The following is a 25,908-nucleotide window of genomic DNA, read 5'->3' as shown; positions in this document are numbered from 1 at the left end:
CCCGTCACGTTCCACCCGTCCGCACAGCGGAGGACCCGCATGCCCGCCTTCGGGACCGGCGAAATCGCCGCCCTGTCCACCGCCGCCCTCTGGGCGGTTTCGTGCCAGATTCACGCCATCCTCTCCCGGCGTCTTGGCGCCCACACCCTGATCCTGCTGCGTCTGCCCATCTGCATCGTCATGTTCGGCGCATGGTGGGGGGCGTCCGTGCTGTTCTTCGGCGGCGGGGTGATGACCTCCGGCCCGCCCGCCCCAACCGGGGCGGGCGGGGCAGGCGGCCCCAGTCCCCTGGCCCTGGCCGCGTTGGCCCTTTCCGGGGTGTTCGGCGTGGCCCTGTGCGACCTGCTGTTCTATTCCGGCGTGGTGCTGGTGGGCGCGCGGGTGGCCCTGCTGGTGCAGTCGCTGTCCACGGTGATCACCGCCGTGCTCGGCTATCTGTTTCTGGGCGAGACCATCGGCCCCATGGGCATGGCGGGCATTCTCATCGCCACGGCCGGGGTGGCCTGGGTGGTGGGCGACGGCGGCACGGTGCCGCAGGGCGCGGTGCCCCCGTCGCGTGCGGTGCGCATGCGCGGGGTGGGACTGGCCCTGGCCTCGGCGCTGGCGCTTTCCAGCGGCATGGTGCTGTCCAAGCAGGGGCTGGCGGAAGGCGTGGACCCGCTGTTCGCGGCCCTGCTGCGTATGGTGGTGGCCATGGGCGTGTTCTGGCCCACGGCCATGCTGACCGGCCGGTTGCGCCCGGCTCTGTCAGTGGTGCGCGGCGACGAGCAGGACCGCCGCAACTTCCGCCTGCTGCTGGCGGCCTCGCTCATCGGGCCGGTGGTGGGGGTGTGGCTGTCGCTGGTGGCCATTGGCGCGACCAAGACCGGCATTGCCGCCACGCTCATCGGGCTGGAGCCCATCTTCATCATTCCCGTGGCCGCCATGGTGGAGCGGCGTTGGCCCACGCCCCGCGCCATTGCCGGGGCGGGCATCGCCTTCGTGGGGACGGCCCTGCTGTGCCTGCGCGATGTTTGGTGAGTCCGAAAGTCCATTCGTACATGAAAGCGCGCCCGGTCGTCTGACCGGGCGCGTTCGTTTTTCTGGGGGGCTGAATCCGGCGGCTGGCGGGCTACACCTCGCCCACGGCCATGTCCATATCGTCGCCGGGGCCGCCGCCGTTGGCCGGCGCTGCGGCGCGGGTGGTGAGCCCGGTGTCCGAGGTGCCGTGCCGCGCCTCGAAGGCGTGGCCCCACTTGCACATCTCGGACAGCACCGGCAGCACGCTGCGGCCAAGCTCGGTCAGCGAATATTCCACGCGTGGCGGCACCTGGGGGTATACCTCGCGGTGCAGCACGCCGTCCGATTCCAGTTCGCGCAGCTGTTGGGTGAGCATCTTCTGGGTGATGTTGGGCATGATGCGCCGCAGCTCGCTGAAGCGCAGCGTGCCATCCTGCCCCAGCCGCCACAGAATGATGGGCTTCCACTTGCCGCCGATGACCTGCAGGGTCAGCTCCAGCGAGCAGTAATATTCCTTGCCCGCGCAGTGCTTGAGGGTGCATGCCGTGACCATCTGGTACCTCCGCCCGAAACATAGTACCATGCGCGGTATCTTTCAAGGCCCTATGGTATGCAGTAGGATACTATGCCACAAAATGGTGCGTACTTGATGAAAATGCCCAAGTAGGTATTTTGACACCACAGGTCGCCCGATCCCCCAAACCATCCGGACTGCCGGGCAAGGGCGGCCCGATCCGCCACCAACCATGCCGCATCAGGCGCAGGAGGTTTTCATGGACGTCTTTTCCGCCATCCACGGGCGTCGCTCCATCCGCAAGTATACCGAGGCCCCCGTTGCCGCGTCCGACGTGCGCGCCATCCTGGCCGCCGCCATGGCCGCGCCCAGCGCGGGCAATGCCCAGCCGTGGCGCTTCGTGGTCGTGGACGACCGCGCGCTGCTCGAGGCCATCCCCGCGTTCAGCCAGTATGCCGCCATGGCCGCAAAGGCCCCGTTGGGCATTCTGGTGTGCGCCGACCTGACGGCGGAAAAATACCCCGGCTACTGGGTGCAGGACTGCTCCGCCGCCGTGCAGAACATCTTGCTGGCCGTGCACGGCAAGGGGCTGGGCGCGGTGTGGACCGGCGTGCACCCCATGAAGGACCGCGAGGACGGCTTCCGCCGTCTGCTCGGTCTGCCGGACAGCGTGGTGCCGCTGGGCTTCATCGTCATCGGCCATCCGGCGCAGGAACTGGCCCCGCAGGACCGCTACGACGAAGCCAAAGTCCACTGGAACGGGTGGTAGCATGCCCATCATCAGCGTTGTGGCCAACCACATGGCAACGGACGACAAGCGTGAACTGGTGCGCGAACTCACCGCCGCGGCGGCGCGCGTCATGAAGCTGCCCCCCGAGACCATCACCGTGCTCATCGACTGCCGCCAGCCCGAGGACATCGGAGTGGCCGGGGTGCTGCTGTCCGACCGCAAGAAATGACGGGGGGCGGCAACCCGCCGCCCCTGCTCCACAAAGTTCTACCCGACATTTCGCCAACATTTTCGTGTGTCCTCCCTCCCCCTTTTGCGGGCAGGGCGGCACACTACGGAGATCCAATGAGCGCATCCATTTTCGCGCCCATGCGCATCGGCAATCTGGAATCGCCCAACCGTTTCGTCCGTTCCGCCACCTGGGAAGGGCTGGCTACCGACGACGGCCTGGCCACCCCGGCTCTGGCCGAGGTGCTGGGCGCACTGGCCAAGGGCGGCGTGGGCGTGGTCATACCCGGCCATGCCTATGTGGAAAAGCGCGGGCAGGCGGGCCCCCGCCAACTTGGCATCCATGACGACGCCTGCATTCCCGGTCTGCGCATGCTGGCCGACGCAGTGCATGCGGGCGGCGGGCGCATCGTGGCCCAGCTGGCCCACGCGGGCGGCCTGGCCCACACCCCGGCCACGGGCGAACCCGGCATGACCGCCACCCCCTTCGAGCGCGAAGGCTTTCTGCCCATGCGCGAAATGACTGAAGCAGACCTCGACGCAGTGGTGGCCGCCCTGGCCGCCGCAGCGCGCCGTGCCGTGCAGGCGGGCTTCGACGGGGTGCAGGTGCACGGGGCGCATGGCTATCTGCTGAGCCAGTTTCTGTCGCCCGCGCGCAACAAGCGCACCGACCGGTTCGGCGGCACGCTGGAAAACCGCATGCGCCCCCTGCTGATGGCGGTGCGCGCCGTGCGCGAGGCCGTGGGGCCCACCTTCCCCGTGTGGGTGAAGCTGAACAGCTCCGACTTCATGGACGGCGGCTTCGAGGTGGACGAGATGCTGGAAACGGCCCGGCATGCCATATCCGCCGGGGTGGACGCCGTGGAAATGTCCGGCGGCACGGCCATGAACCCGCCGAACCGCATGCCCGCCCGGGTGACGCGCATCCGCACGCCCGAGGACGAGGCGTGGTACCGCGAGGCCGCGCGCCGTTTCAAGGCGGAAGTGGGCGTGCCGCTGATCCTGGTGGGCGGCATCCGTACCCCGCAGGTGGCGCAGCAACTGGTGGACGAGGGCACGGCGGACATGCTTTCGCTGTGCCGCCCGCTGATCCGCGAACCCGGCCTGGTGCGCCGCTGGGCGGAAGGCGACGACGCCCGCGCCGCGTGCATCTCGTGCAACAAGTGTTACGGCCCCCTGCGCGAGAACCGGGGCTTCTACTGCCCCGTGGCGCGCGGCGAGGTTGCCGGGGAATAGCGAGGGACGGCCGCGCGCGGACCACGCGGCCCCATGCGCCCCCATGCGTCGTGACGGGGCGCGCATCCCGGCGTTCCCCCGTGCGGCAGGCCACTTGGGCCTTGAGCGGGGCGGCGAAACCGCGTACCCGTCGTGGACCGGGTGCAACCCGCAATTCCACGAGGAGCCGCGCATGAAGATTCTCGCCATCGACAAGGTTCGCGAAGACGCCACCCCCGACGTCATCCGCGCAAACTTCCTGAAGGAAGTGGCCCATACCATCAAGATGTACCTCGCCGACGTGGTCCGCGAGGTGTACTTCCGGCAGGACCGGTCCGGCACCGTCATGGTGCTGGAAGCCCCCTCCATGGAAGAGGCGCAGTCGCTGATCAACACGCTGCCTCTGGTCAAGCAGGGGCAGATAGAGTTCGAACTGATTCCCCTTGGCCCGTACGTGCCGCTGGGCCTGCTTGTCGAAGAGGCCGACGGCCCGGCGGAAGAAACCGCCGCTGGCCCCGCGCAATAGCCCGAATCCGGGCCGCGCGCTCCAGCTTCGTTCCGCCTTCCCTGGCCGGAACGGACAGGGCGCGCGGCCCAGCCTCCGGGTGCGGCGCGGGCCATGCGGCCACCCATCATGCCCCCATCCCAACCGGAGGATATTTCCATGCATGTCGTCGTTTTCAACGGCAGCCCCCGCAAGAACGGCAACACGTCCATCCTGCTCGGCACCGTCCGGCGCGAACTTGAGGCCGCGGGCGTCACCACCGAGGAATTCCGCGTGGGCGGCAAGGCCGTGCGCGGCTGCATCGCCTGCATGAAGTGTTTCGAAAAGCAGGACGGCCAGTGCATCCAGACCGGCGACCCCATGAACGAGTGGATCGCCGCCATGCACAAGGCCGACGGCGTCATCCTGGGTTCGCCCACCTATTTCGCCAACGTCTCCACAGAAATGAAGGCCCTCATCGACCGCGCGGGCATGGTGTCCATCGCCAACGGCGGCGCGCTGCGCATGAAGGTGGGCGCGCCCGTGGTGGCCGTGCGGCGCGGCGGCGCGCAGCAGGTGTACAACGGATTGATGGCCTTCTTCGGCATCGCCGAGATGGTGGTGCCGTGCTCCAGCTACTGGAACGTGGGCATCGGCCTGGCCCCCGGCGACGTCAACGGCGACGAGGAAGGCATCCGCACCATGGTCAACCTGGGCCGCAACATGGCCCACGTGCTCAAGTGCCTGAAGAACGGGCCGGAGGCGCCTGCTTCCTTGAAGGGCGGCGAAGTCTAGGAAGTGACAGGTGGGCCGCAGTGCGTCCCGCCGGACCATACGCATGCCACGCGGCGCGGCCGGGCTTTTCGTCCCGTCCGCGCCGTGTTACGTGGCGGGCAGGGTGGAACCGTGCAGGGGAGGGGCGGGTAACGGCGCATGGCTGACGACACGCGGGAATTTCCGGTCGGGCTGCTGCGGCAGGCGGCTTCGGGCGGCTACGGGTTGCTGGCCCCCGAAGAGGCGTGGCGGCGCGCGCAGGCGGGCACGCTGAGCGTGATCGACGTGCGCGATGCGCCGGACTACGAGGCCGGTCACGTGCCCGGCGCGCTGTGCTTTCCCCTGCCCCTGACCTGGGTGGCGCGGCTGCTGCGGCGCTGGTGGCTGCACAAGGTGTTGTGCGCCGCCCAGTGTCCGTCCGTGGCCTTCGTGTGCGAGGGGGCCACGTCCACCCGCAGCGATTCCGCCGCCCGCGCCGCCGTGGTGCAGGGATTTGCCGTGGCCTACCGCATCGCGGGCGGCATGGACGCCTGGCACGCCACGGGGCTGCCCGTGGAATTCGGCCCCTGCGGCCCCTGCGCGCCGCCGGGGGACGACGGCGTGCCGAAGCAGGAAGCCCCGCCCCGCTCACCGTGCACGGGGGGCGGCTGACGGCTGCGCTGATGCTGGCGCGGCGCGCCATGCCCTGATGTCCCGGCCTTCAGACATTCCTTCCGAGGGTATTACCAGCGGCCCGGCCGCTTTCATGCAGGACTGCACCCGATGCCCGATTTCCGGAAACACGGCTCCCCGACATCGTCCCTGCTGGCCTGGTGGGCCAGCCACCCCTGGCGGGTTGCCTGCACGCGCTGCGCATGGGGGCTGGCCGTGACCGTGGTGGTGCGCCAATCGCTGATTCCCCAGCCGGACATGCTGCTGGACGTGCCGCAGATCGACAAGCTGTGGCACACGCTGGCCTACCTGTTGCTGGCGCTGCTGGCGGCGGAGTCGTTCCGGGGCCGTCAGTCGCCGCCGTCGTCGCCGTCGCCGCCTGCGCTGGCCCCGGCGGCGCGCCGGGCGGCGTGGTCCATGGCCCTGCTGGGCGTGGGGCTGGAGTTGGCGCAGGCGTATGTGCCCGGCCGGGTGGCCTCCGCCGCTGACATGGCCGCCAACGCGACGGGCACGTGGCTGGGCGTGCTGCTGGCCGGGCATCTGGCCCGCCGGATGGCCGCGTGTGCGCAAACCGTCGTGGATCCCACGGACAGGGGCGCGCCGCACAGCGACCCGTCAGCATCCCCCGCATCTCCCGCATGCAGCGCCGCCGGGCAACGCCGCCACAAGCCCGGCGCCTGAACGGAAAACCGGCGGACGGGTTGCCCCATCAGCCGGTCGCATGAAATCCGCTATAGGTAATGCGGAGGCGGCCCGGTATCCTCGCCGCCGTCGTCCTCCATCATCTGGGTCAGCGAGCGCAACCGCTCGCGTGCCGCCGCCAGCAGCCGGTCCGTCTCGTCCAGTTGGGCCTGCTGGCGCACCAGCGCGTCGTTCAGCTCGCGCAGGGCCTGTTCCTGAAAATAGACGGTCTCTTCCAGCCGGGCCAGCCGGTCTTCCAGTTCCTTGGTCATGGGTCGTCCGTGGGGTGATTGCGGGTATGTGGGGCGGGGCCTGTGCAGAAGCCGTCGCCTATGCGTCGGCGTCGGCCAGGCGCAGCACCGTTGCGAATTCCAGGGGGCTCACCGGCTGCACCGAAAGGCGGCTGCCCTTGCGCAGAAGCTCCATGTCCGCCAGTTCCGGCAGGGTGCGCAGTTGGGCCAGCGGCACTGGCCGGGCAAAGGTGCGCACCAGCCGCACGTCCACCATGAACCAGCGCGGCTTGTCCGGCGTGGAGGCCGGGTCGAAATGCCGGTCCTCCGGGTCCCATGCGGTGTGGTCGGGGTAGGCCTCGCGCACGATGTCCACCACCCCGGCCACCGAGGGGTGGGTGACGCTGTGGTAGAACAGCCCAAGGTCGCCCAGGCGCATCTCGCGCATGAAGTTGCGGGCCTGGTAGTTGCGTACGCCGTCCCAACTGGAGGTTGCGCCGGGCAGGGCGGCCAGGTGGGCTATGGAGAAGCAGCCGGGCTCGGTCTTGAACAGCCAGTGGCGGGGCATGTCGCCTCCTTGCGGGATGTTTCCGGACAGCGGAAACGATACCCGCGCCGCGCGCCGCCGTAAAGTCCGCGCCGCGCATCGCGCTTGGCGGCAGCTGCGTTTTGGCGTAGGTGGGCGGTAAGGGCGGGAACCCCCCAGGAGGCCCCATGAAGGAGCGCAGGCCACCCCACCGCAAGGTGCTTCCCTTCCGCCGCTCCCGGCGCATTGCCGGAACCGGCGGTGGCGGCGATGCGCCCGGCGGGCAAGCACGTCTGTCCGCAAGGACCGCGAGGGCCGCAGGGTCTGGCGAGCCCGGCGGGTCTGGCGGGGCCGACTCGTTTGTTGCCCCGAATGCCCCGGATGCGCCGGGGGCAGCGGACGGCGGATTTCCCGCGCCCGAACTGGTGGTGGTGCAGGGAGGCGGCAGAAGCCGCGCCCCTCGTTCCCTGGGGGCCGGAGTGCTCGGTTTTCGCGATGTTCCTTCGGGCCGGGGTTCCTCCGGCCAGCTTCCCCCAGACGAACCAGCCGGGCCGCTTGGCCGCGCGCCCGGCCCGCTGCGCTGCACCGATGGCCTCACCGGTCTGCGCGATCTGCTCCCCCGCCCCGGCGGCGGGCTGCCGGTGTTGCGCCGTCTGCCGTTGCTGGAACGCATCGTGCGCCGCTTCGCCGACGCGGCGGCCCGGCGCATGGGCGCGCTGTGCGGGGTGGGCTGCGAGGTCACCCCCGGAGAGACCCGGCTGTACGACATGGCCGGTTGCGCCGGGCTGCTGGTGCTGCCCGCCATGCACCGCTTCGGGGTGGTCCCGCTGGAAGGCACGGCCGCGCTGCTGTTCGACCATCCCTTGCGCGAAACGGCCACCTGGCTGGCGCTGGGGGTGGACCCGCGCGTGATGGCCGGGGCGTGGGCCGGAGCAGACGGCGACACCATGTCCCCGCAGCCGGGGTCGCCCGGTTCGTTCGGTTCGTTCGGTTCGTTCGGTTCGTTCGGGCCGCTCGGCCCTGCCGGGACTTCCGGGGTCGGGTCCGGGGGGCGCAACGGCTGGCGGCAGGGCCATGCAGAGGCCGCGCTGTGCGCGCACCTTGGCCGCCAGTTGCAACTGGACTTGGAATGGGCCTTCCTGCCCTATTTCGAAATCGAGACCTCGGGCTGCGACGCACCCCCCGGCGAACCGGGCCAGCCCGTCCACGCGCGGGAGGCGTTGCGCCCGGACTGGGCGGCCCTTGGCGAGCCGCTGGTGGCCACGCCCTTCGAGGTGGTGCTGCACTGGCCGTCCCCCGCTTTTTCCCCCGCGCCTTCCCCGCCGTCCATTCCGCAGGAACTGGCCCCCCCGGCGCGGCGTGGGCCCTGTGCACCCTGGGGTGGCCGCCTGATGCTGGCGTTGCCCCTGGCCATGCTGTTGCCGCTGGCCGACCTGTTGGCCGACGAGGCCGTACTGCTGGCCCCGGAGCAGACCGAAACCGCCGAATCGGCCCACGACCGTTTGCAGGTCTTGTCCGACGCGGAACTGGCCCGGCATCTGGCCGGGGGGCATCCGCAGACGGCGGCGGTGGTGGCGGCACGGCTGGCCCCGCTGCGGCGAGACGCCGTGCTGGCGTTGCTGGGGCCGGAACTGGGCGCCGAGGTGCGGCGTCGCATGGCCCGGCGGCGGCTGTTCCGGCAGGTGCTGTCGCCGGAACAGCGCTTTGTTGTGCGCACCCTGGCGCTGGGCGAGGTGCATGCCGCGCAGACCCTGGCGGCCCTGCGGCCCGAGGTGGCGGCCCGCTTCGTGAAAGTGATGCGCGGGTTGGGTTCGCTGTACGCGGAGCAGGTGGAGGCCGTGCTGCGCGACGACGGCGCGGGCCTGGCCGGAGCGGAGGACCTGGTGCTGGAAGGCGAGGCGCAGGTGCGCCGCCTGCTCATGCGGGCGCTGGGACCGGACGACATGCGCGAGGTGCGGGCCTGCCTCGACGCCGCGGACGCGGCGGACGCGGCGGCGGGGTCCGCCGGAACTTCCGAAGCCAACGGGCCTGCCGAGGCGGAAAGGGGCGGTGAGGATGTGTCGGGCAGCGGCCCCGGCTACGAGCAAACTCGCCTTCATGACGCGGATGCGTCGCATGGCGTGGAGCCCTTCGCGCTGCTGCTGGGAGTGCCCGCCGTGACGCTGGCCCGCCTGCTGACGGCCGAGGGGCTGGCCGTGGCCGTGGCCGTGCTGCGCCACCTGGCCGTGCGCGACGCGCGGCGGGCGGCGGCGGTGCTGGGCGCGTTGCCCACGGCGTGGGCCGGGCCGGTGGCCGTGGCCCTTTCGCCCGAAGGCGGACCGGTGGGAGAAGGGGGCGCATGCCCGGTGCGGGGGCGCGGGCCCGCTCGCTCCGCGACTGGTGCAATGGGTGCAATGGGCGCGGCGGGGTCGTTGGAAGCGCTGCTGGTGGTGGAAAACGCCTTGTGCCGCGCCCTGCCGGAAGAGCATTCCTGCCGGGTGCTGGCCCTGCCCGCGCGGCGCGAGGAGGCGGGGCGGGATGCGCCGCCCGCCACTGCGCTGGCCGCGCTGCTGCGCCATGGCGGGGACGCCGTGCGCGAGGCCGCATTGCATGCCCTGCGCCGTCACCGCGCGGGCAAGCCGGGGGCCGAGGACCGCACGCGGGATGGCGCGCGGCCCGCAGCGGACGGCGCGCCGCCGTTCCCTTCCGATGACGATGTTTGCTGAGTGCTCGGCCTGAATGTCCGGCCTGAGACGGGCGGACTGCCCCGTCGAACCCGCTGAACCTGCCCGATATGCCCGATATGCCGGATATGCCGGTTCTGCTGCCGTTGCGTGCCGGACGTCCCGTCAGGCCGGGCGGCGTCAGCGGCTGCCCTTGCCGGACCGTCCCGCCTTGCCGTTCCGCTCCGCCCGTCCGCTGTGTCCGCCGCGTCCGCCGCTTCCAGCGTCGCGATTTCCACGATTCCCACGTCCTTCAGGACCGGACCTGCCCCCCGGCCTGTCATGGTCACGCCTCGCGTCGCCGGGGCTTCCGCCCCCGGTTTCGGACCGCCCGCCCTGCCGCGAGTCCTGTTTTCCGGTCTGCCGTCCGGAACGGCCGGTTCTGTCCGTTTCGCGGCGGTCGTCCCGGTTGCCCTGTCCTTCCGGTCGTGGCCCCCGTCCCGGCCGCCGATCGGGTCGCCGGTCGGGGCGCTCGTCGGCCCGGCCCTGCGCGCGCCCGTCCCTCCTGCCCCCCGCGCCGGGCGGCAGGCCGAAGTCGGGTATCAGGATGCGATGCTGGCGCAGCCGTTCCGCGTCGGTGCGGGCCACGGGCACGGGCTTGCCCTCGGGGTCGATGCCCGCGAAGAACATGGCCGTGGCCACGGTGCCGGGGGTGGGAATGAAACATTGCACCTGTTTGGGCGACCAGCCGCGCGCGGCCAGCCAGCGGGCCAGGGTGCGCATGTCGTCGTCGGTGCAGCCGGGAAAGGCGCTGAGCAGGTAGGGCACCACGTACTGCTCCTTGCCCGCCGCCGTCGAATGGTCGGCGAAGGCCGTCAGGAACCGCTCGAACACCCCGAGGCCGGGTTTGCGCATCAGGTTCAGCACCCGGTCGCAGATGTGCTCCGGGGCCACCTTCAGCTGGCCGCCGGTGAATTCCATGGTGTAGGCGCGCAGGGCTTCATCGTCGCGCAGGGCCAGGTCGAAGCGCACCCCGCTGGCCACGCGCACGTGGCGCACGCCGGGGGTGGCGCGCACCGCGCGCAGCAGTTCCACGGCCTCGGACTGGTCCACGGCGAATCCGGGGCACACGCGCGGGTGCATGCAGCTTGCCCGGCGGCAGCGGGCCGGGTCCAGCGTGCAGCGGGCGTTCCACATGTTGGCGCTGGGGCCGCCCACGTCGCTGATGGAACCGTTGAAGCGCTCCATGTCGTTCAGGCGGCGGGCCTCGTCCAGAACGGAATCTCGGCTGCGCGAGGCGATGCGCCGCCCCTGGTGCAGGGCCAGCGAACAGAACGAGCAGCCGCCCCCGCACCCCCGGTGGGTGGTGATGCTGGTGCGGATCATTTCCTCGGCGGGGACGGGTTCGCGGTGGGACGGGTGCGCCCGCCGGGCGAAGGGCAGCGCGTACAGCGCGTCCATTTCCCGTGGCGACAGGGGCGGCGCGGGCGGGGCCAGCAGCACGGCGCGGGCGGCCCTGGGGTCCGGGGTGTCGTCCACGGGCTGGATGGCCCGCGCATCCCCACGGTGTACGTGGCGCTCCAGCAGCAGGGTGGCGCGCATGAGCAGGCGCGGGTCCGCCGTGATGGCGGCGTGCGAGGGCAGGCGCATGGCCGGGGCGGCGGTGTCGTTGCCTTGGTCGCCGTTGTCGCCGTCGTAAGGCTGGTCGGCGCTCTCCCGTGCGGCATCGTCCGCCGGGGCCGCGTCCCATTCCGCCACCCGGCCCATGCGGGCGGTGCCGGGAATGGCGTCGAAAATCTCCGCGAGCGGCGGCAGCAGGGCGGCGTCGTATTCGTCCGCGCCCACCGCCTCCACGGCAGCATCCAGTGCGCAGGCCGCGTCCAGCAGGGCGCGCTCGCCCATGCCCCACACCAGCAGGTCGGCCTTGGCATCCAGCAGGATGGGCCGCCGCAGCGCGTCGGTCCAGAAATCGTAATGGCTGATGCGCCGCAAGGATGCCTCTATGCCGCCCAGCACCACGGGCAGGCCGGGAAATGCCTGGCGCGCCAGGTTGGCGTAGACGATGGCCGCCCGGTTGGGGCGCGCCCCGGCGCGGCCGCCGGGGGTGAAGGCGTCGTCGTGGCGTTTTTTGCGGAAGGCGGTGTAGTGGGCCAGCATGGAATCCAGCGCGCCCGCCGAAATGCCGGTGAACAGGCGGGGGCGGCCCATGCGGGCCACGTCGTCCGTCTGATGTGGCGCGTCCCAGCGGGGCTGGGCCACGATGCCGGTGCGAAAGCCGTGCGCCACCAGCCAGCGGCCCAAGAGGGCAACGGCAAAGGTGGGGTGGTCCACGTAGGCGTCGCCGGAAACGAGCAGCACGTCCAGCCGGTCCCAGCCAAGCTCGCGCATCTCGCGCGCGGTGGTGGGCAGAAAGGCGGGCTGGGGCAGGGGCGTGCGGCCCCGTGTGGGCTGGTATGCCGCAGGTTGCGCGCCGTCGCTGGTGCGGGCGCGCTGGCTGTCGTGGCTGGAATGTCGCATGCGCGGACTATAGTGGCGGGCAGGGGGGCACGCAAGGCGCATGCGCTGTTTTGTCGCGCGGCGGGTGGGCCGTGCAGGGCCGACCGGAATCGGGCAGGACCGAAGAAGGCCGCCTTCCTGCCGCCTGCCATCCCGCCCGCCATTCCGCCCATGTCTGGGGCGTCGTGGGGCGGTTGCGTTCGGCCCCGGTTTCGCGCACTATGCCGGTTGCCCCCGGACAATGGGGGAACCCCGTGAGGACGCCATGCGCAAGGACGATGCCGACGGGGCCGCGCAGCCCCGTTCACGGACCCCGGACCAGACTCCCGCCCCGGAGTGCGGCCATGCGATGCTCCGCGTGGCGCGCGCCGATGCGCGTCCGGCCGCACGCATGGGCGCGGATTCGGGCGCGCGTTCCGCCCCCGTTTCCGGCGCTGTGCCCTGTCCCGGTGACATGACCCGTCGCCTGCTCCACCTCGAAGAAGAGAACCGCCGTCTGCGCGAGGCGTTGGGGTTGCCCCCCGACGTTCCCGTTCCGCCCGCCGCGCCCGGTTTATCCGGCATGTCCGGCATGTCCGGCATGTCCGGCACGTCCGCTACGTCCGGCACGTCCGCCACACCCGGCGCGGCCTGCGCCGATGCGGGGCAGCCCAGGCCGTCCCCGGCCCAGCCCCCCGTCCCCGGCTATTGGGCGGGCAGCTCCCTTTTTCACGACCACACCACCGAGGCCTTCGTGGAAATGGCCGCACCGGCCGTGGACGGGCTGGTCTGCGCCTATCTGTCGGACATCGACACCCACGAGATACTCCACGTCAACGCCGCGCTGCGCCGCCTGGTGGGCGATTGCGAGGGCCGCTCCTGCCACCAGGCGCTGCAGGGGCGCGACACGCCCTGCCCCTTCTGCAACAACGCCCGGCTGCGCGAAGAGCCGGAAAAGGCCCACGTCTGGGAGTTCCGCAACCCGGCCCTGAACCGCTGGTTCCGGTGCATCGACCGGCTGGTGCCGCTGGGCGGCGGGCGGATGGCCCGCTATGAACTGGCCGTGGACATCACCGACATGAAGGAGACGGAAGAGGCCATGCGCCGCTTCCGCGCGGCGCTGGACGCCACGGCCGAGGCCATCTTTCTCATAGACCCGGTGACCGGGCTGCATGTGGACGTGAACAGGGGGGCCTGCGCGTTGCTGGGGCTTTCGCGCGATCAGTTGCTGACCCTGGGCCCCTGCGACGTCAACCCCACCCTGACCCCGGAACGCTGCTCGGAAATTTCACGCACCGTGCTGCGGGGAACGCCGCTCCTGGCCCAGGAAGCCCGCTACTGCCGGGCCGACGGCACCCTGGTGCCCGTGGAGATAAGCACCAGCGCGTGGCATTCCTCGCGCGGGGATCTGATCGTGGCCGTTGCGCGCGACATTTCGGACCGCGTGCGCGCCCGCAACGAGATGCAGCTGCGCCTGCTGTACGACCGGGTACTGTCCAGCTGCGCCCGCGACCTGCTGTCGCGCCCCTGCACCGACGAGACGCTGCACGCGGTGCTGGAAAGCCTGCGCGAGGCGGCCGGGGCCTGCCGGGTGTACATTTTCGAGAATCACGAGTGCGCGCAGGGAAGCCTGTGCTGTTCGCAGCGCTACGAGCGGTGCGCGCCGGGGGTGCCGCCCCAGATCGACAACCCGTTGCTGCACGGCGTGCCTTACGCCACCACCATTCCCCGCTGGCGGCAGGAGCTGGAGGCGGGCCGGGTGATCCGGGGGCCGGTGTCCACCTTCCCCGATTCCGAGCGGACGGTGCTACAGTCGCAGGGCATCCTTTCGCTGCTGGTGCTGCCCATCGTGGCGCAGGGGCGGTGGTACGGGTTCATCGGTTTCGACGACACCCGCCGGCCCAGGGTGTGGGAATCGGTGGACCTCAAGTTCTTGCAGACGGCGGGCGAGATCATCGGGGCCGCGCTGGAGCGCCGCAGGACGGAACTGGCGCTGGCCGAATCGGCGCGCGGCCTTCATGAGGCCAGCCGGGCCAAGAGCGAATTTCTGGCCAACATGAGCCACGAGATCCGCACCCCGCTCAACGCCATCATCGGCCTGACCGAACTTTCGCTGCAAGAGCGCCTGCCTGCTGACGTGACCGAGAACCTGCGCGCCTCGCTGGTTTCGGCCGAGGCGCTGCTGGGCATCGTCAACGATCTGCTGGACCTTTCGCGGGTGGAGGCGGGCAAGCTGCGCCTGGAGTGCATCGACTTCTCCCCGGCCCGGCTGGTGCGCGGGGTGGTGCGCGTCATGGGGCACACTGCCGAGCGCAAGGGGCTGACCCTTACCCTGCACGTCGACGGCGACGTGCCCCGCCGCCTGCGCGGCGACCCCGGCAGGCTGCGCCAGGTGCTGGTGAATTTCATCAGCAACGCCATCAAGTTCACCGACGAGGGCGGGGTGCATGTGGTGGTCAGCCGGGCCGAGGCCCCCGGCGGTTCCAGTGAGGACGCGGGATGCGGCCTGCCCGCAGGCATGCCGGATGCCGTGCCGACGGGCGACATCCAGTGGCTGTGCTTTTCGGTGCGCGATACGGGCATAGGCATTCCGGAAGACAAGCACGAGCTCATCTTTGAGAATTTCCGGCAGGCCGATGCCTCTACGGCGCGGCGCTACGGCGGCTCCGGCCTGGGCCTGGCCATCTGCCGCAAGTTCACGGACATGATGGGCGGGCGCATCGTGCTGGACAGCACACCGGGCCAAGGCAGCGTCTTCCGCGTGCTGCTGCCCTTCGGCGCGGGCGAGGCAGCGCTCCATGCCGCGGCGGCTTTATCGGAGGAGGGCGGCGCGGCGCGCGCACGGGCCGGGAAGCAAGCCCCGCCCCGCGTCGCCGGGGCGGATGGTTCGCCGCTTGCCGCCCTGCCACGCCTGACGCCCGCGCAGGAACTGCACGTGCTGCTGGTGGAGTCTGACGACGTGAACCGCCACGCCGTAAGCCGCGTCCTGTCGCGGGGCGGGCACCACCCGGTGACGGCCGCCACCGGGCGCGAGGCGCTGGCGGCGGCGCGCGCGCAGCGTTTCGACCTGGTTGTCACCGACGCGCACCCGCGCGACATGGACGGCACGCAGGTGTTGCGCGAACTGCGCCGCCTGACCGATGCGGCCACCCCCGCCGACGTGCCGGTGCTGCTCATGACCGGTGACCCCACGGGCGTGGACCAGGCGGCGATCGATGCGGCGGGCGGAGTGGCCGTGGCGCTGAAACCGGTGCGCCTGAAGGCGCTGCTGGCCGCCGTGGAAGGGCTGGTGTGCGGCGGGTCGGGAGAAGAGGCCTTGCGCCGTTCCACGCCCGCGCCGGTGGAGGAGCCGCCGGTGTTCAACGCGGCCACGCTGCTGGTGGGCGGCGACGAGGCGTCGCTGCGTTTCCTGCGCCAGTCGGGCACGCTGCGCGAAAGCCTGTGGTCGGCCATGGACCGGGGCAGCCGCGTGGAGCTCATCGCCCTGTCGCATCTGCTGCGGTTGGAAGCAGAGGCCATCGGCGCGGAACGGGTGCGCCAGATGGCCGAACGGCTGGAACTGCGCACCAGGTCCACGGGCGCGGAGGAAACGCGCCCGGTGTTCATGCTGCTCATGGACGCCCTGAACCAGTTGGAACACGAGTTGCGCAAGATGCAGCGCGGCGAGCAGCCGACCAGTTGAGGGGCGGGGCGCTAGAGTCTCGCGGGGCTGCCCGTGGCGGGCGCGGCTACCGGCAGAATGGCCGGAGGGTGTGTCCGGGCGGGTGTGTCCGGGCGGGTGTGGCCGGGCCGTGGAGGTGTGCGGGGTTTTCCGAAATTTCCGCCGTCGGGCAAAAGGAACGGGCCGGTGTCATACCGGCCCGTATCGCGTCGTACGCCCTGCGCCTGCCTGGGGCGTGCCCGCGCCGGCACGGCGCGCGGCCCCGGCACGCGGAGGCTACTTGGAGGGGGGCTGTACCAGCGGGGTGGACCCCATGCCGCCCATGCCCTTGGGCATTTCCTTGCCCTGCATGTCCTTGGGCCCCATGCTGCCGCCCATGCCCATGCCGCCCTGGCCGTGATGGGCGCGGAAGGCGTCCCATTCCTCGTGCGAGAGGGCTCCGCTGGTGTCGGTGTCGATGGCGTCGAAGGCGGGCTTCTTCATCTGCGGGAACGCGGCGGAGAATTCCTCCCAGGTCACGCTGGCGTTGCCGTCCTTGTCCATGGCGGAGAACTTGTCGTCGGCCTGGGCCGTGGCGGCGCACAGCAGCAGCACGGCGGCCGGAATGATGCGTTTCATGGTGCCTCCTGCGGGCTTCGGGTTGCGGGCTCGGGCACGCGCCCCCGTGAGGTGGGTGCGCCGGGGGGGGCGCGGTGCGTGGTCCGTACCGCCATGTATAGGCCCGTGGCGGTGTTGGTCAACAGCGGCAAGCGCAGGGCCGCATGATCGCAGGGGGCATGGCGGCGGCGTGAAGGCCGCGCCTGTCGCCGCGCGCACGGGGGGCAATGCCTCCCGGGGCACGCCGACATGGCGGAAAAGGGGCGAAAAAAGGCCGGAACACGGGCATTCCCCGTCGTCCCGGCCTTCAGCGCCTGGATGTCCGGTGCGGCTGCTTACGCGGCCGTGGCTTCCTGCTTCATGGCATCGATGACCGCCTTCATGGCCTGCGACTGGCGGGCCAGTTCGGTCACGGCCAGGGACGACTGGCGCATGGCGTCGGAGGTTTCGGCCGAGATGCGGCTGATGTCCTCGATGGAACGGTTGATTTCCTCGCTGGTGGCCGACTGCTGCTCCGCCGCCGTGGCGATGGAACGCACCTGCTCCGAGGTCACCTCCACCAGTTGCACGATGGCCTGCAGCGCGTCGCCGGACTTGTTGGCGAGCCCCGTGGCGTTGTCGATGAGGTGCACAGCCTGCTCCACGTTGTCGATGTTGCGGCGGGTGCCGTGCTGGATGTTGCGGATGGCGTCGCCCACCTCGCGGGTGGCGTTCATGGTCTTTTCGGCCAGTTTGCGCACCTCGTCGGCCACCACGGCAAAGCCGCGCCCGGCATCCCCGGCGCGGGCCGCCTCGATGGCCGCGTTCAGGGCCAGCAGGTTGGTCTGGTCGGCGATGTCGCTGATCACGTTCATCACCTGGCCGATGCCCTCGGCCTGCGCCCCCAGGGTTTGCATGTCCTCCTTCAGGGACATCGCCTGGGTCTGCGCCTCACCGATGCTGCGCACCGCGTCGGTGACCACGGTGGCCCCGTCCTCGGCCCTGCCCCTGGCGTTCTCGGCCGATTCGGCGGCCTGCGAGGCGTTGCGGGCCACCTCGATGACCGTGGCGTTCATTTCCTCCATGGCGGTGGCCGTCTCGCCCACGCGGGCGCTTTGGCCTTCCGCCCCCTTGCTGGACTGCTCGACCTGCGCGGAAAGTTCTTCTGACGCGGAGGTGACGATTTCCACCACGCTTTCCAGCTTGGCCGCGGCCTGCAACATGCCTTCGGCGCGGGCGCGCTCGGCGGCGGCGCGGGCTTCTTCCGCCTCGCGCCCGGCCTTGGCCGCCCGGCCGGATTCCTCATTGGCCATGCGGGTCTTCTCGTCCGCCTCGGCGATCTTGCCCTTCAGGCTGGTGACCATGGTGCGCAGGCTGTCGGCCAGCTTGCCGATCTCGTTGCGCTGGGAAAGGTGCAGGGTGTTGTCCAGGTTGCCCGCCGCCACGTCCGATGCGTAGGCTTCCAACTGCTTGATGGGCCGCACGGCCATGCGGTCGAGGGCGAACAGGCTGACCCCGATGAGTGCCAGCACCGCCACCACGCCCAGGGTGATCATGTGGTTGCGCTGCTCCACGGCGGGCGCGGCGATTTCGTCCATGTCCATGGTCACGCCGAGAATCCAGTTCCAGTTGGGCACGCGGGTCCAGGTCAGCATCACTTCGCGACCGTTGCGGGTAAAGGTGCCTTGGCCCTGCGGCGCGGCGATCATGGCGGCTATGCCGGGTTCGGCGGAGATGTCCTTGAGGATCAGCGTGTCGTCGGGATGGCCGATGACGATGCCTTTGGGCGAAAGGAAGAAGGGATGGCCTGTTTGCCCGATTTTCACGGATTCCACATAGTTGGCCACAAGGCCGTCGATGGCGTAGGACATGCCCACCCCGCCGAGCACCTTGCCCGCCTCGTCGAAAATGGGCGCGGTTACGCTGACGATGAGCTTGCCCGTGGCCAGGCTTTTGGTGGGGGAGGAACTGTAGCCCTCCTTACCGGCCAGGGCCGCCTTGATGTATTCGCGGTCGGCGAGAAGGTTGGGCTTGCCCGGCTTGCCCTGCGCCCGCAGGATGACCTGGCTGCCCTGCGCGTTGAACAGGTAGAAGGTGTTCACCCCCGGCGCGGCCAGTGACATGGAGGTGATGACCTCTGCCGCCGCGCCTTCCAGGGCCGTGTCCCCCTGCAGGAACTGGCGCAGCACCGGCACCCTGGACGTGCCGCGCATCATGTCCACCTGGCGCAAGCCGAAATCCGAGGCCGACTTGGAGATGGTGTTGGCCATCAGGGTCATTTCGTGGCTTCTGGAAGCCATGCCTTCGTCGAAGCTGGATTTGGCCACCATCACGATCAGGGCCGACTGTATCAGCAGTACGACGCCCCCGATGATGACCAGCATGGCAGTGCGAATGCTCTGCGAGACCATGTCTGCCCTCTCTCTGGTTCGGTAGGTGAGTGTGTCATGTGCGGATTGGTCTTGTATCTAACATTGCACTTCGAGTAGTGTCTATAGGCTTGTGTTGTGCGTAATCGCTCGCGGCTTTTGGTGTGGCATGTCAATAATCGGTGGATTGTTATGCGTTCCGGTACGATGCAGTTCCGGCGCATTTCCGTGAAGGCGGGAGGAAAAGTGTAAAGGCAGGCGCGGGGAGACGCCCGTGGGCGGAAGAAGGCCGTGGAGCTTCGCGCGACGGGCGCTGCGATGGACACGGGCGTGGCCTTGCGGTTGGGCGTGCCGTCCGCAACGCCCGGAAGGACATGCGAAAAGGGCGCATGACCGTGGTCATGCGCCCTGTACGTTCTGGCTCCCCGGGACGGACTTGAACCGCCAACCTAGTGATTAACAGTCACCCGCTCTGCCAATTGAGCCACCGGGGAACGTGGCCGTGGTTACGGCGAAGAAGGTGTGTATGGTGAAGTGGCGTCTTTGTCAAGCGCGAGCCCGCAGTTTCGCGATGGCGGTCCGGCCGGTGGCGGGGCGCGTCCGTTGCCGTCATCAGTTCCCGGCCGGGGCTGGCGGAGCGGCGCGCAGCACCAGCCAGCCGCATACGCCAGCCACCAGCGAGGCGGCAAGAATGCCCACCTTGGCGTAGTCCAGGGTGCGCGCGTCGGCATAGGCCAGTTGCGCCACGAACAGGGCCATGGTGAAGCCTATGCCCGCCAGCAGGGCCACGCCGTACACGTGTCGCCAGGTCATGTCCCTGGGCAGGCGGGCCAGGCCCAGCTTCACCGGCAGCCACACGGCGGCCAGCACGCCCAACTGCTTGCCGAAAAAGAGCCCGGCGGCCACGCCCATCGTCACCGGGTTGCCAAGGCCCCCCAGCAGGTCCGCATTGATGGCCACCCCGGCATTGGCCAGGGCGAATACCGGCATGATGCCCCAGGCCACCCATGGGGTCAGGGCGTGCTCCAGCCGGAGCAGGGGTGCGGAGGCATGGCGGGCGGCGGTTTCCATGGCTTCCACGGCGGCGTGGCGCTGGCCATCGGCCAGCAGGCGGGCGTCGGCGTCGCCGCGTTCCACCATGTCCAGCAGCCGCCGTGCCGCATCAACGAGGTCGCCGGGGGTGGCTCGCGCATGGGCGGGAATGCAGAAGGCCAGCAGCACGCCCGCCACCGTGGCATGCACGCCCGACTTCAGAAAGGCCACCCACGTCACCGCGCCCGCCAGCACGTAGAACAGGGTGCGCACCACGCCAAGCCGGTTGCCCAGCGCGGCCACGGCCAGCCCGGCGAACCCGATGCCCAGCGCCGCCAGAGAAATGTCCGCCGTGTAGAACAGGGCGATGGCCAGCACCGCGCCGATGTCGTCGGCGATGGCCAGCGCGGTCAGGAACACCTTCACCGACAGGGGCACCCTGTCGCCCGCCAGCGAGAGCACGCCGAGGGCGAAGGCGATGTCCGTGGCCATGGGCACCGCCCAGCCCTGCGCGATGCCGGAAGGGTGCCCCAGGTTGAAGGCAAGGTAGAGCAGCGCCGGGACGGCCATGCCGCCCACGGCCGCCAGCACGGGCGGCAGGGCCTGCGCGGGCGAGGCCAGCTCTCCGGCCAGCATTTCGCGCTTTATTTCCAGGCCCACCAGAAAGAAGAAGATGGCCATCAGGCCGTCGTTGACCCAGAGGATCAGCGGCTTGCGCAACTCGAAGCCCTCTGGCCCCACGGCGAAGGGGTGCTGCCAGAAGGACTGCCAGGCCGGGCCAAGGGGGGAATTCGCGGCGATGAGCGCAAGTACGGTGCAGGCAAGCAGCAGCAATCCGCTGGCGGCCTCGATGCGCATGAAGGAACGGAAGGGGTCGAGCAGGCGATCGGCAGGGGTCGCGGGACGTGCGTATGAGGCGCGCAGGTCGTGACCGGTGTCGTGCGTCATGGAGTATCCTTGTGGTCTTTTATTGGTTCAATTGAATATAATATGCGCGAGTTGCGTACAGTCAAGAAAAATAATCTTGAAATCTGCTTCCTGCAGCAGTTCCATGCAGGTGCATGGCGGCAGTGTCGGCGTGGCGCGGCATGCGCGCCGCTGCCTGGATAAATGCGGAAAATACGGCCAGCGGAGTCGTCCGGGGCTTCCCTGATGCCGCCTGGTTCGGCTATGCTGCAGACGTGGAAAACCCTTCCGCACGGAGGCGCCGCCATGAAGCATGAATCTCTTGAACTCGCGCACGAGGGTTCTTCTTCCCTGCCGCCCGGCGACACTGGCGAAACCGGCGGGCATGGCCGGGAAATTCCGGAGCCGCCGCGCGACGTGGCTGTCCTGTTGGGGCCCGGCGCGCAGGCAAACGGTCTGGACGTTACCATCCCCCGCGTGACGCCCACCCCCGAAGACGAACGCGCCGAGGGGGCGGGGCAGGAGGAGCTTTCGCTGTGGGGCGCGGGGCCGCGCATCGTGGTGCCCGCATTGCTGGCGCAGCTTGGCGGGGCGGGGCTTACCCTGGCCCTGCCGGGGCCTTTCGGCATGGAAATGCTGCCCCACTGGGCCTGGGCGCTCATGGGGCTGTGCGCCCTGCTGCTGGGCACGCTGACCGTGCGCCGCGCCTGGGCGGAGCTGAAGCCGGGCCGCCAGGAGGGGCGGCTGGTCACCGGCGGCCCGTATCGGATAACCCGCAACCCCATCTATGCCGGGTGGATCCTGGGCATCCTGCCGGGCATCGCCCTGTGCTTCGCCTCGTGGCCCATGCTGGCCGGACCGGTGGTGGCGTGGGCGCTGTTCCGCGAGACCATCGTGGTGGAGGAGTCGTTCCTGGCCGCCCGTTTCGGCGAGGAATGGGACGGCTACGCCATGCGGGTGAACCGCCTGTGGCCCAATCCGTTCCGCACGCGCGGCGGGTAGCCCCCCATCGTCACGACTGAACAGGAGGGGAACCATGTTCCCTGCCTTGCGCGCGCTGTTCCGTCCCCGCCGACCCCGCTGGGACTGGGTGCAGGTGGAGGTGACCACCCGCTGCGACGCGGCGTGCGCCTATTGTCCGCGCACCGCCTGCGGGAACGGCTGGCGCGACGCGGACATGCCGCAGGCGCTCTTCCGGCGGGTGCTGCACGCCTGCCGGGGCGCGCGCCGCGTGCATCTGCAAGGGTGGGGCGAACCGCTGCTGCACCCCCGCTACCCGGACATGCTGGCCGAGGCCGTGGCGGCGGGCTACGAGGTGGGGCTGACCACCAACGGCATGCATTTGGACGCGGACATGGCCCGGACGCTGGTGGCCGCCGGGGTGGACATGGTGGCCCTGTCGCTGGCGGGAACCGGCCCGCGCAACGATGCGGTGCGGCGCGGCGCGCCCGTGGCCCGGGTGCTGGAGGCGCTGGACAGGTTGCGCGAGGCCAAGGCCCGCGCGGGCGGCGCGCTGCCCGGCGTGCATCTTGCCTACATGCTGCTGCGCTCGGACGCCGACGGCCCGGAGGGGCTGCCCGCGCTGCTGCGGGGGCGCGGCGTGGAAACGGTGGTGGTGTCCACCCTGGACCACGTGACCGCGCCGGAACTGGCCGGTGAATCCTTCGCCCATGCGGGCGCGGAGGAACTGGCCGCGCTGCGCCGCAGGCTGGAACGGGCGGAGGCCGCGGCGCGCGCGGCGGGCATCCGCATGGTCTGGCGGCTGCCGCAACCCGCCGGGCATCACGCGCCGGGCGAGGTCATGGACGCGCCCGCGCGGGGCGAGCACCCGCTCTCGCCGGGGAGCAGCCCGCCGGAACTCTGGGATATTCCCGAAGACATGCTGCACGCGCTGGCGGCGCGCGAGGGGGATGCCTGCTGCACCGAAAACGTGGGCCGCGCCGCAGTGGTCACCGTGGACGGCATGGTGGCCCCGTGCGTGTTCGCGGCGCTGCCCAGGTGCGGCGGCCGGGCGCGTGACGGCACGAACGAGGTGACGGCGCAACGCATGTTTTTTGGCAGCGTGGCGGACGCAACCCTGGCCGAGGTGTGGCAGCGCCCGGCCTACGCGGCCTTTCGCGCCGCCCACGCGCGCGGCGCGCCGCCCCCGCCCTGCGAGGGATGCATCAAGCTGCGGGTGCACTGAACCGGTTTTCGCTGACCGCACGTGTCCGTGCGTTCTTGCTCGTGCGCGGCCATGCGTGGCCGCGCCAGCCCGTACCCGGCGTCCCCCTTCGGCAACCTCCGCCGCCCGGCCTTCCGCAGCCCGCCATGCGCCTGCGTCAGCCCCGCGCCGCCCCGCCTTGCCCCCCCATGCGCCTGCGAATGAACACCTTGGCCACCTCCATGGAGGCGAACACCACCGCGCCGAACGCGGCGATGATGGCGATGGTGCGTGCATCCGGCATGTGGATGCCGAACGCCTCGCGCACCGGGGCGAACTGCATCAGCACGGCGATCAGCGCCATCTCCCATGCGATGGCCAGCAGCAGCCAGCCGTGCGGCGGGGCCTGCACGATGCTGAAACGCATGGAACGGAAGTTCAGCGCGATGATCATCTCTATGATGATGAACAAAAAGAACATTTCTGTCCGTGCGGCCTCGATGTCCGACAGGTCGTGCAGGAACAGGCCGAAGAACAGCGGAATCTCTATGCATACGGCCAGCAGCACGAAAGTCATCACGTCCTTGGTGAACACGCTTTCGCGCGGGTCGCGCGGGGGGCGGTCCATGATGTCCGGATCCGGCGGGGCCACGCCCAGGGCCAGCGCGGGCAGGCCGTCCGTGGCCAGGTTGATGTACAGGATGGCGGCGGGCAGCAGGGGCAGGTATTCCGGCCCCAGCAGCAGCACCGTGCCGCCGATGACGGCCACCTCGGTGATGTTGCAGCGCAGCAGGAACGTGAGGTATTTTTTGATGTTGTCGTAAATCCACCGGCCAAGCTCGATGGCTTTCACGATGGAGGCGAAGTTGTCGTCGGTCAGCACCATGTCCGCCGCCTCGCGCGCCACCTCGGTGCCGGTGATGCCCATGGCCACGCCGATGTCGGCCTGCTTCAGGGCCGGGGCGTCGTTCACTCCGTCGCCGGTCATGGCCACCACGTCGCCGCGCGCCTTCCACGCCTTGACGATGCGCAGCTTGTCCATGGGCGAGACGCGGGCGTACACGCTGACCCTGTCCACCATGCCCGCGAAGGTGGCGTCGTCCAGCGCGGCCAGCCCGTCGCCGGTGAGCACCATGTCATTCTCGCCATGGATGCCGATCTCGCGGGCCACGGCCTCTGCCGTCAGGCGGTGGTCGCCGGTGATCATCACCGGGCGGATGCCCACCTTGCGGCAGGTGGCCACGGCGTCCCTGGCCTCGTCGCGGGGCGGGTCCATCATGCCCGCAAGACCCAGCAGCACGTGGCCGTGCTCTGCCGCGTCCTCGGTCATCGGCTGCGCGCCGGGGTGGCCTTCCAGGGGCAGCATGGACAGGGCCAGCACGCGCAGGGCGCGGCCCGCCATGCCCTCGGCCGCAGCCATCACGGCGGCGCGGTCCGCGTCCGTCAGGGGACGTACCTCGCCGCCGGAGAGCACCCGCTCGCACCGGGCCAGCACCACTTCCGGCGCGCCCTTCATGAAGGCCGCGAGCGGCGCGCCCGCCACCAGGGCCGCCTGCGCCGAAAGCTCGTGCAGGGTGGTCATGCGCTTGCGTTCCGAACTGAACGGAAATTCCTCCACGCGCGGGTTGGCCGCCCGCACGGGCAGGGCGCATCCGGCGTCGGGCGTCTGGTCTCCGGCGGCCAGCCACGCGGGGCAATCCGCCGCGGCGTTTCCGGCGCCGGGCGCGCGCAGCTTCAGCGCGGCCACCACCAGCGCCGCCTCGGTGGGGTCGCCCCGGATGGCCCACTGCCCGGCGTCGCCGGGGGGCAGCAGGTCCGCGTCGTTGCACAGCAGGCCCGCCAGCAGCAATGCCTGCACCTCGCGCGGGGGCGGACCGGCGGCGGTTTGCGCGGCCTGCCCGGCGTGGCGCAGGCCGCCCCTGGGTTCATAGCCCGATCCGGTGACCTCGGTCTCGCCGCCGTCCGCCGAACCGGGCGCGGCGGTGTCGGGCAGCGTGAAGATGGCGCGCACGGTCATTTCGCCGCGCGTCAGGGTGCCGGTCTTGTCGGTGCAGATCACCGTGGTGCAGCCCAGCGTCTCCACGGCGGGCATGCGCCGCACCAGCGCCCCGCGCCGGGCCATCTGGCGCATGCCGATGGCCAGCGCCCCGGTGACGATGGCCGCCAGCGCCTCGGGCACGGCGGCCACGGCCAGCGACACGGCGAACATGATCATGGACACGATGAAGGCGAAGTCGACCTTGCCGTGCAAGGCCTCGCGCGCGATGCTGAACCCGGCCACCAGCACGCAGATGGTCAGGGCGATGATGCCCAGCCACTTGCCGATTTCTTCGGTGCGCTTTTCCAGCGGGGTCTTCACCGTTTCCACGGTGGCCACCTCGCGCGCTATCTGCCCGAAGGCGGTCTCCATGCCCGTGGACGTGACCACGGCGCGCCCCCGCCCGTAGGTGACGGTGGTGCCCGTGAAGGCCATGTTGCGCTGGTCGGCCGTGCCCGCATCTTCGGGCACCGGGTCGGTGGACTTGCCCACGGGCGCCGATTCGCCGGTCAGGGGGGCCTCGTCGCAGCGCAGGGAATGGGATTCGATGATCCGCGCGTCGGCCGGGACGCGGTCGCCCGCCTCCAGCAGCACGATGTCGCCGGGCACCACCTGCGCCGAGGGAATGCGCGCCTCCGCGCCGTCGCGCAGCACGCCGGTGGTGGGGGAAAGCATCTTCTTCAGGGCGTCCAGGGCCTGCTCCGCTCGGTATTCCTGCACGAAGCCGAGCACCGCGCAGAACAGCACGATGACCAGGATGATGGCCGCGTCCACCACCTCGCCCACGGCGGCGGAAAGGGCCACCGCCGCCAGCAGGATGACGATCAGCACGTTGGCGAACTGGCCCAGGAACATGCGCAGGGGCGAGGCGCGTTCCTCGTGGGTCAGTTCGTTGGGGCCGTGGCGTTCAAGGCGGGCGGCCGCCTCGGCGGCGGAAAGGCCGCGCGCCGGGTCCGTGCCCAGGGTGCGCGCGGCGTCGTCCGTGGCCATGGCGTGCCATGCTGGTTGGGTCATGATGCGCTCCCGTGCGGGGG

Annotated in this window: 20 protein-coding genes and 1 tRNA gene; 12 read left to right on the top strand and 9 right to left on the bottom strand. The window is 70.5% G+C overall.

The genetic code is table 11. From position 1 onward, the window contains the following. Positions 1–39 precede the first annotated feature (39 nt). Positions 40–1,020, top strand: coding sequence for a DMT family transporter (locus tag RVX_RS11570; RefSeq protein ID WP_172596564.1), 981 nt, complete (start codon positions 40–42; stop codon positions 1,018–1,020). Between the two features lie 91 nt (positions 1,021–1,111). On the opposite strand, the gene RVX_RS11565 is transcribed toward RVX_RS11570, so the two are convergent. Further along, complete coding sequence (locus RVX_RS11565) at positions 1,112–1,552, bottom strand: winged helix-turn-helix transcriptional regulator (protein WP_116305976.1); 441 nt, start codon at positions 1,550–1,552, stop codon at positions 1,112–1,114. A gap of 220 nt (positions 1,553–1,772) precedes the next feature. On the opposite strand from RVX_RS11565, the gene RVX_RS11560 reads away from it, so the two are divergent. The 7 genes from RVX_RS11560 to RVX_RS11530 all read left to right on the top strand — a co-directional run bounded on the left by RVX_RS11560 (position 1,773) and on the right by RVX_RS11530 (position 6,276). Then, positions 1,773–2,282: a nitroreductase family protein gene (locus tag RVX_RS11560; RefSeq protein ID WP_116305975.1), complete on the top strand. Its 510-nt coding sequence runs from the start codon at positions 1,773–1,775 to the stop codon at positions 2,280–2,282. A gap of 1 nt (position 2,283) precedes the next feature. Next, on the top strand, positions 2,284–2,472 hold the full coding sequence (gene dmpI, locus RVX_RS11555) for a 4-oxalocrotonate tautomerase DmpI (RefSeq protein WP_116305974.1): 189 nt from the start codon (positions 2,284–2,286) through the stop codon (positions 2,470–2,472). 116 nt (positions 2,473–2,588) lie between these two features. After that, the gene (locus RVX_RS11550) at positions 2,589–3,707 is read left to right on the top strand and encodes an NADH:flavin oxidoreductase (RefSeq protein WP_116305973.1); all 1,119 of its coding nucleotides are present in this window, start codon (positions 2,589–2,591) and stop codon (positions 3,705–3,707) included. A gap of 172 nt (positions 3,708–3,879) precedes the next feature. After that, positions 3,880–4,212 (top strand): hypothetical protein, encoded by a 333-nt coding sequence (locus RVX_RS11545; RefSeq protein ID WP_015946597.1) that lies wholly within the window; start codon positions 3,880–3,882, stop codon positions 4,210–4,212. A 138-nt stretch (positions 4,213–4,350) separates the two neighbouring features. Further along, complete coding sequence (locus RVX_RS11540) at positions 4,351–4,965, top strand: flavodoxin family protein (protein ID WP_116305972.1); 615 nt, start codon at positions 4,351–4,353, stop codon at positions 4,963–4,965. A gap of 138 nt (positions 4,966–5,103) precedes the next feature. Continuing rightward, entirely contained in the window at positions 5,104–5,595 is a 492-nt protein-coding gene (locus RVX_RS11535) for a rhodanese-like domain-containing protein (RefSeq protein WP_116305971.1), read from the top strand. A 111-nt stretch (positions 5,596–5,706) separates the two neighbouring features. Next, positions 5,707–6,276: a VanZ family protein gene (locus RVX_RS11530; RefSeq protein ID WP_116305970.1), complete on the top strand. Its 570-nt coding sequence runs from the start codon at positions 5,707–5,709 to the stop codon at positions 6,274–6,276. Between the two features lie 50 nt (positions 6,277–6,326). Here RVX_RS11530 and RVX_RS11525 read toward each other — a convergent pair whose 3' ends face one another. Beyond that, positions 6,327–6,548 carry a SlyX family protein gene (locus tag RVX_RS11525; RefSeq protein WP_007527329.1) on the bottom strand — a complete coding sequence of 74 codons (222 nt, stop codon included), beginning with the start codon at positions 6,546–6,548 and terminating at the stop codon, positions 6,327–6,329. 58 nt (positions 6,549–6,606) lie between these two features. After that, positions 6,607–7,074 (bottom strand): EVE domain-containing protein, encoded by a 468-nt coding sequence (locus RVX_RS11520; protein ID WP_116305969.1) that lies wholly within the window; start codon positions 7,072–7,074, stop codon positions 6,607–6,609. Between the two features lie 146 nt (positions 7,075–7,220). On the opposite strand from RVX_RS11520, the gene RVX_RS11515 reads away from it, so the two are divergent. Beyond that, positions 7,221–9,737 carry a hypothetical protein gene (locus tag RVX_RS11515; protein ID WP_230404583.1) on the top strand — a complete coding sequence of 839 codons (2,517 nt, stop codon included), beginning with the start codon at positions 7,221–7,223 and terminating at the stop codon, positions 9,735–9,737. A gap of 138 nt (positions 9,738–9,875) precedes the next feature. On the opposite strand, the gene RVX_RS11510 is transcribed toward RVX_RS11515, so the two are convergent. Continuing rightward, positions 9,876–12,191, bottom strand: a complete 2,316-nt coding sequence (locus RVX_RS11510) for a YgiQ family radical SAM protein (protein ID WP_116305968.1) — start codon at positions 12,189–12,191, stop codon at positions 9,876–9,878. A 433-nt stretch (positions 12,192–12,624) separates the two neighbouring features. On the opposite strand from RVX_RS11510, the gene RVX_RS11505 reads away from it, so the two are divergent. Next, a complete protein-coding gene (locus RVX_RS11505; protein WP_116306566.1) occupies positions 12,625–15,831 on the top strand; it encodes an ATP-binding protein in 3,207 nt (1,068 codons plus the stop codon). A 255-nt stretch (positions 15,832–16,086) separates the two neighbouring features. Here RVX_RS11505 and RVX_RS11500 read toward each other — a convergent pair whose 3' ends face one another. From RVX_RS11500 to nhaA, 4 genes are all read right to left on the bottom strand, one after another. After that, complete coding sequence (locus tag RVX_RS11500; RefSeq protein ID WP_116305967.1) at positions 16,087–16,428, bottom strand: calcium-binding protein; 342 nt, start codon at positions 16,426–16,428, stop codon at positions 16,087–16,089. Between the two features lie 314 nt (positions 16,429–16,742). Continuing rightward, positions 16,743–18,797, bottom strand: coding sequence for a methyl-accepting chemotaxis protein (locus tag RVX_RS11495; protein ID WP_116305966.1), 2,055 nt, complete (start codon positions 18,795–18,797; stop codon positions 16,743–16,745). A 376-nt stretch (positions 18,798–19,173) separates the two neighbouring features. Continuing rightward, positions 19,174–19,249, bottom strand: a tRNA-Asn gene (locus RVX_RS11490). 118 nt (positions 19,250–19,367) lie between these two features. After that, complete coding sequence (nhaA, locus tag RVX_RS11485; protein WP_116305965.1) at positions 19,368–20,735, bottom strand: Na+/H+ antiporter NhaA; 1,368 nt, start codon at positions 20,733–20,735, stop codon at positions 19,368–19,370. A 264-nt stretch (positions 20,736–20,999) separates the two neighbouring features. On the opposite strand from nhaA, the gene RVX_RS11480 reads away from it, so the two are divergent. Together RVX_RS11480 and RVX_RS11475 are read left to right on the top strand one after the other, a co-directional pair. Further along, positions 21,000–21,695, top strand: a complete 696-nt coding sequence (locus RVX_RS11480; protein ID WP_230404581.1) for a methyltransferase family protein — start codon at positions 21,000–21,002, stop codon at positions 21,693–21,695. 34 nt (positions 21,696–21,729) lie between these two features. Beyond that, the gene (locus RVX_RS11475) at positions 21,730–22,878 is read left to right on the top strand and encodes a radical SAM/SPASM domain-containing protein (RefSeq protein ID WP_116305963.1); all 1,149 of its coding nucleotides are present in this window, start codon (positions 21,730–21,732) and stop codon (positions 22,876–22,878) included. Positions 22,879–23,014: 136 nt separating this feature from the next. On the opposite strand, the gene RVX_RS11470 is transcribed toward RVX_RS11475, so the two are convergent. Continuing rightward, positions 23,015–25,888, bottom strand: a complete 2,874-nt coding sequence (locus RVX_RS11470; RefSeq protein ID WP_116305962.1) for a cation-translocating P-type ATPase — start codon at positions 25,886–25,888, stop codon at positions 23,015–23,017. Between the last annotated feature and the right edge of the window lie 20 nt (positions 25,889–25,908).

This window comes from Nitratidesulfovibrio sp. HK-II (genome assembly GCF_003402415.2).
In the GTDB taxonomy this organism is placed as follows: Bacteria; Desulfobacterota; Desulfovibrionia; order Desulfovibrionales; family Desulfovibrionaceae; genus Cupidesulfovibrio.
The sequence above is the reverse complement of the archived record's forward strand: the minus strand, read 5'-3'. Positions and strand labels throughout refer to the sequence as shown.

Excerpts from the sequence above, each read along its gene's own strand:
- RVX_RS11570 (WP_172596564.1), top strand. The coding sequence starts at position 40 with ATGCCCGCCTTCGGGACCGGCGAAATCGCCGCCCTGTCCACCGCCGCC.
- RVX_RS11565 (WP_116305976.1), bottom strand. The coding sequence starts at position 1,552 with ATGGTCACGGCATGCACCCTCAAGCACTGCGCGGGCAAGGAATATTAC.
- RVX_RS11560 (WP_116305975.1), top strand. The coding sequence starts at position 1,773 with ATGGACGTCTTTTCCGCCATCCACGGGCGTCGCTCCATCCGCAAGTAT.
- dmpI (WP_116305974.1), top strand. The coding sequence starts at position 2,284 with ATGCCCATCATCAGCGTTGTGGCCAACCACATGGCAACGGACGACAAG.
- RVX_RS11550 (WP_116305973.1), top strand. The coding sequence starts at position 2,589 with ATGAGCGCATCCATTTTCGCGCCCATGCGCATCGGCAATCTGGAATCG.
- RVX_RS11545 (WP_015946597.1), top strand. The coding sequence starts at position 3,880 with ATGAAGATTCTCGCCATCGACAAGGTTCGCGAAGACGCCACCCCCGAC.
- RVX_RS11540 (WP_116305972.1), top strand. The coding sequence starts at position 4,351 with ATGCATGTCGTCGTTTTCAACGGCAGCCCCCGCAAGAACGGCAACACG.
- RVX_RS11535 (WP_116305971.1), top strand. The coding sequence starts at position 5,104 with ATGGCTGACGACACGCGGGAATTTCCGGTCGGGCTGCTGCGGCAGGCG.
- RVX_RS11530 (WP_116305970.1), top strand. The coding sequence starts at position 5,707 with ATGCCCGATTTCCGGAAACACGGCTCCCCGACATCGTCCCTGCTGGCC.
- RVX_RS11525 (WP_007527329.1), bottom strand. The coding sequence starts at position 6,548 with ATGACCAAGGAACTGGAAGACCGGCTGGCCCGGCTGGAAGAGACCGTC.
- RVX_RS11520 (WP_116305969.1), bottom strand. The coding sequence starts at position 7,074 with ATGCCCCGCCACTGGCTGTTCAAGACCGAGCCCGGCTGCTTCTCCATA.
- RVX_RS11515 (WP_230404583.1), top strand. The coding sequence starts at position 7,221 with ATGAAGGAGCGCAGGCCACCCCACCGCAAGGTGCTTCCCTTCCGCCGC.
- RVX_RS11510 (WP_116305968.1), bottom strand. The coding sequence starts at position 12,191 with ATGCGACATTCCAGCCACGACAGCCAGCGCGCCCGCACCAGCGACGGC.
- RVX_RS11505 (WP_116306566.1), top strand. The coding sequence starts at position 12,625 with ATGACCCGTCGCCTGCTCCACCTCGAAGAAGAGAACCGCCGTCTGCGC.
- RVX_RS11500 (WP_116305967.1), bottom strand. The coding sequence starts at position 16,428 with ATGAAACGCATCATTCCGGCCGCCGTGCTGCTGCTGTGCGCCGCCACG.
- RVX_RS11495 (WP_116305966.1), bottom strand. The coding sequence starts at position 18,797 with ATGGTCTCGCAGAGCATTCGCACTGCCATGCTGGTCATCATCGGGGGC.
- nhaA (WP_116305965.1), bottom strand. The coding sequence starts at position 20,735 with ATGACGCACGACACCGGTCACGACCTGCGCGCCTCATACGCACGTCCC.
- RVX_RS11480 (WP_230404581.1), top strand. The coding sequence starts at position 21,000 with ATGAAGCATGAATCTCTTGAACTCGCGCACGAGGGTTCTTCTTCCCTG.
- RVX_RS11475 (WP_116305963.1), top strand. The coding sequence starts at position 21,730 with ATGTTCCCTGCCTTGCGCGCGCTGTTCCGTCCCCGCCGACCCCGCTGG.
- RVX_RS11470 (WP_116305962.1), bottom strand. The coding sequence starts at position 25,888 with ATGACCCAACCAGCATGGCACGCCATGGCCACGGACGACGCCGCGCGC.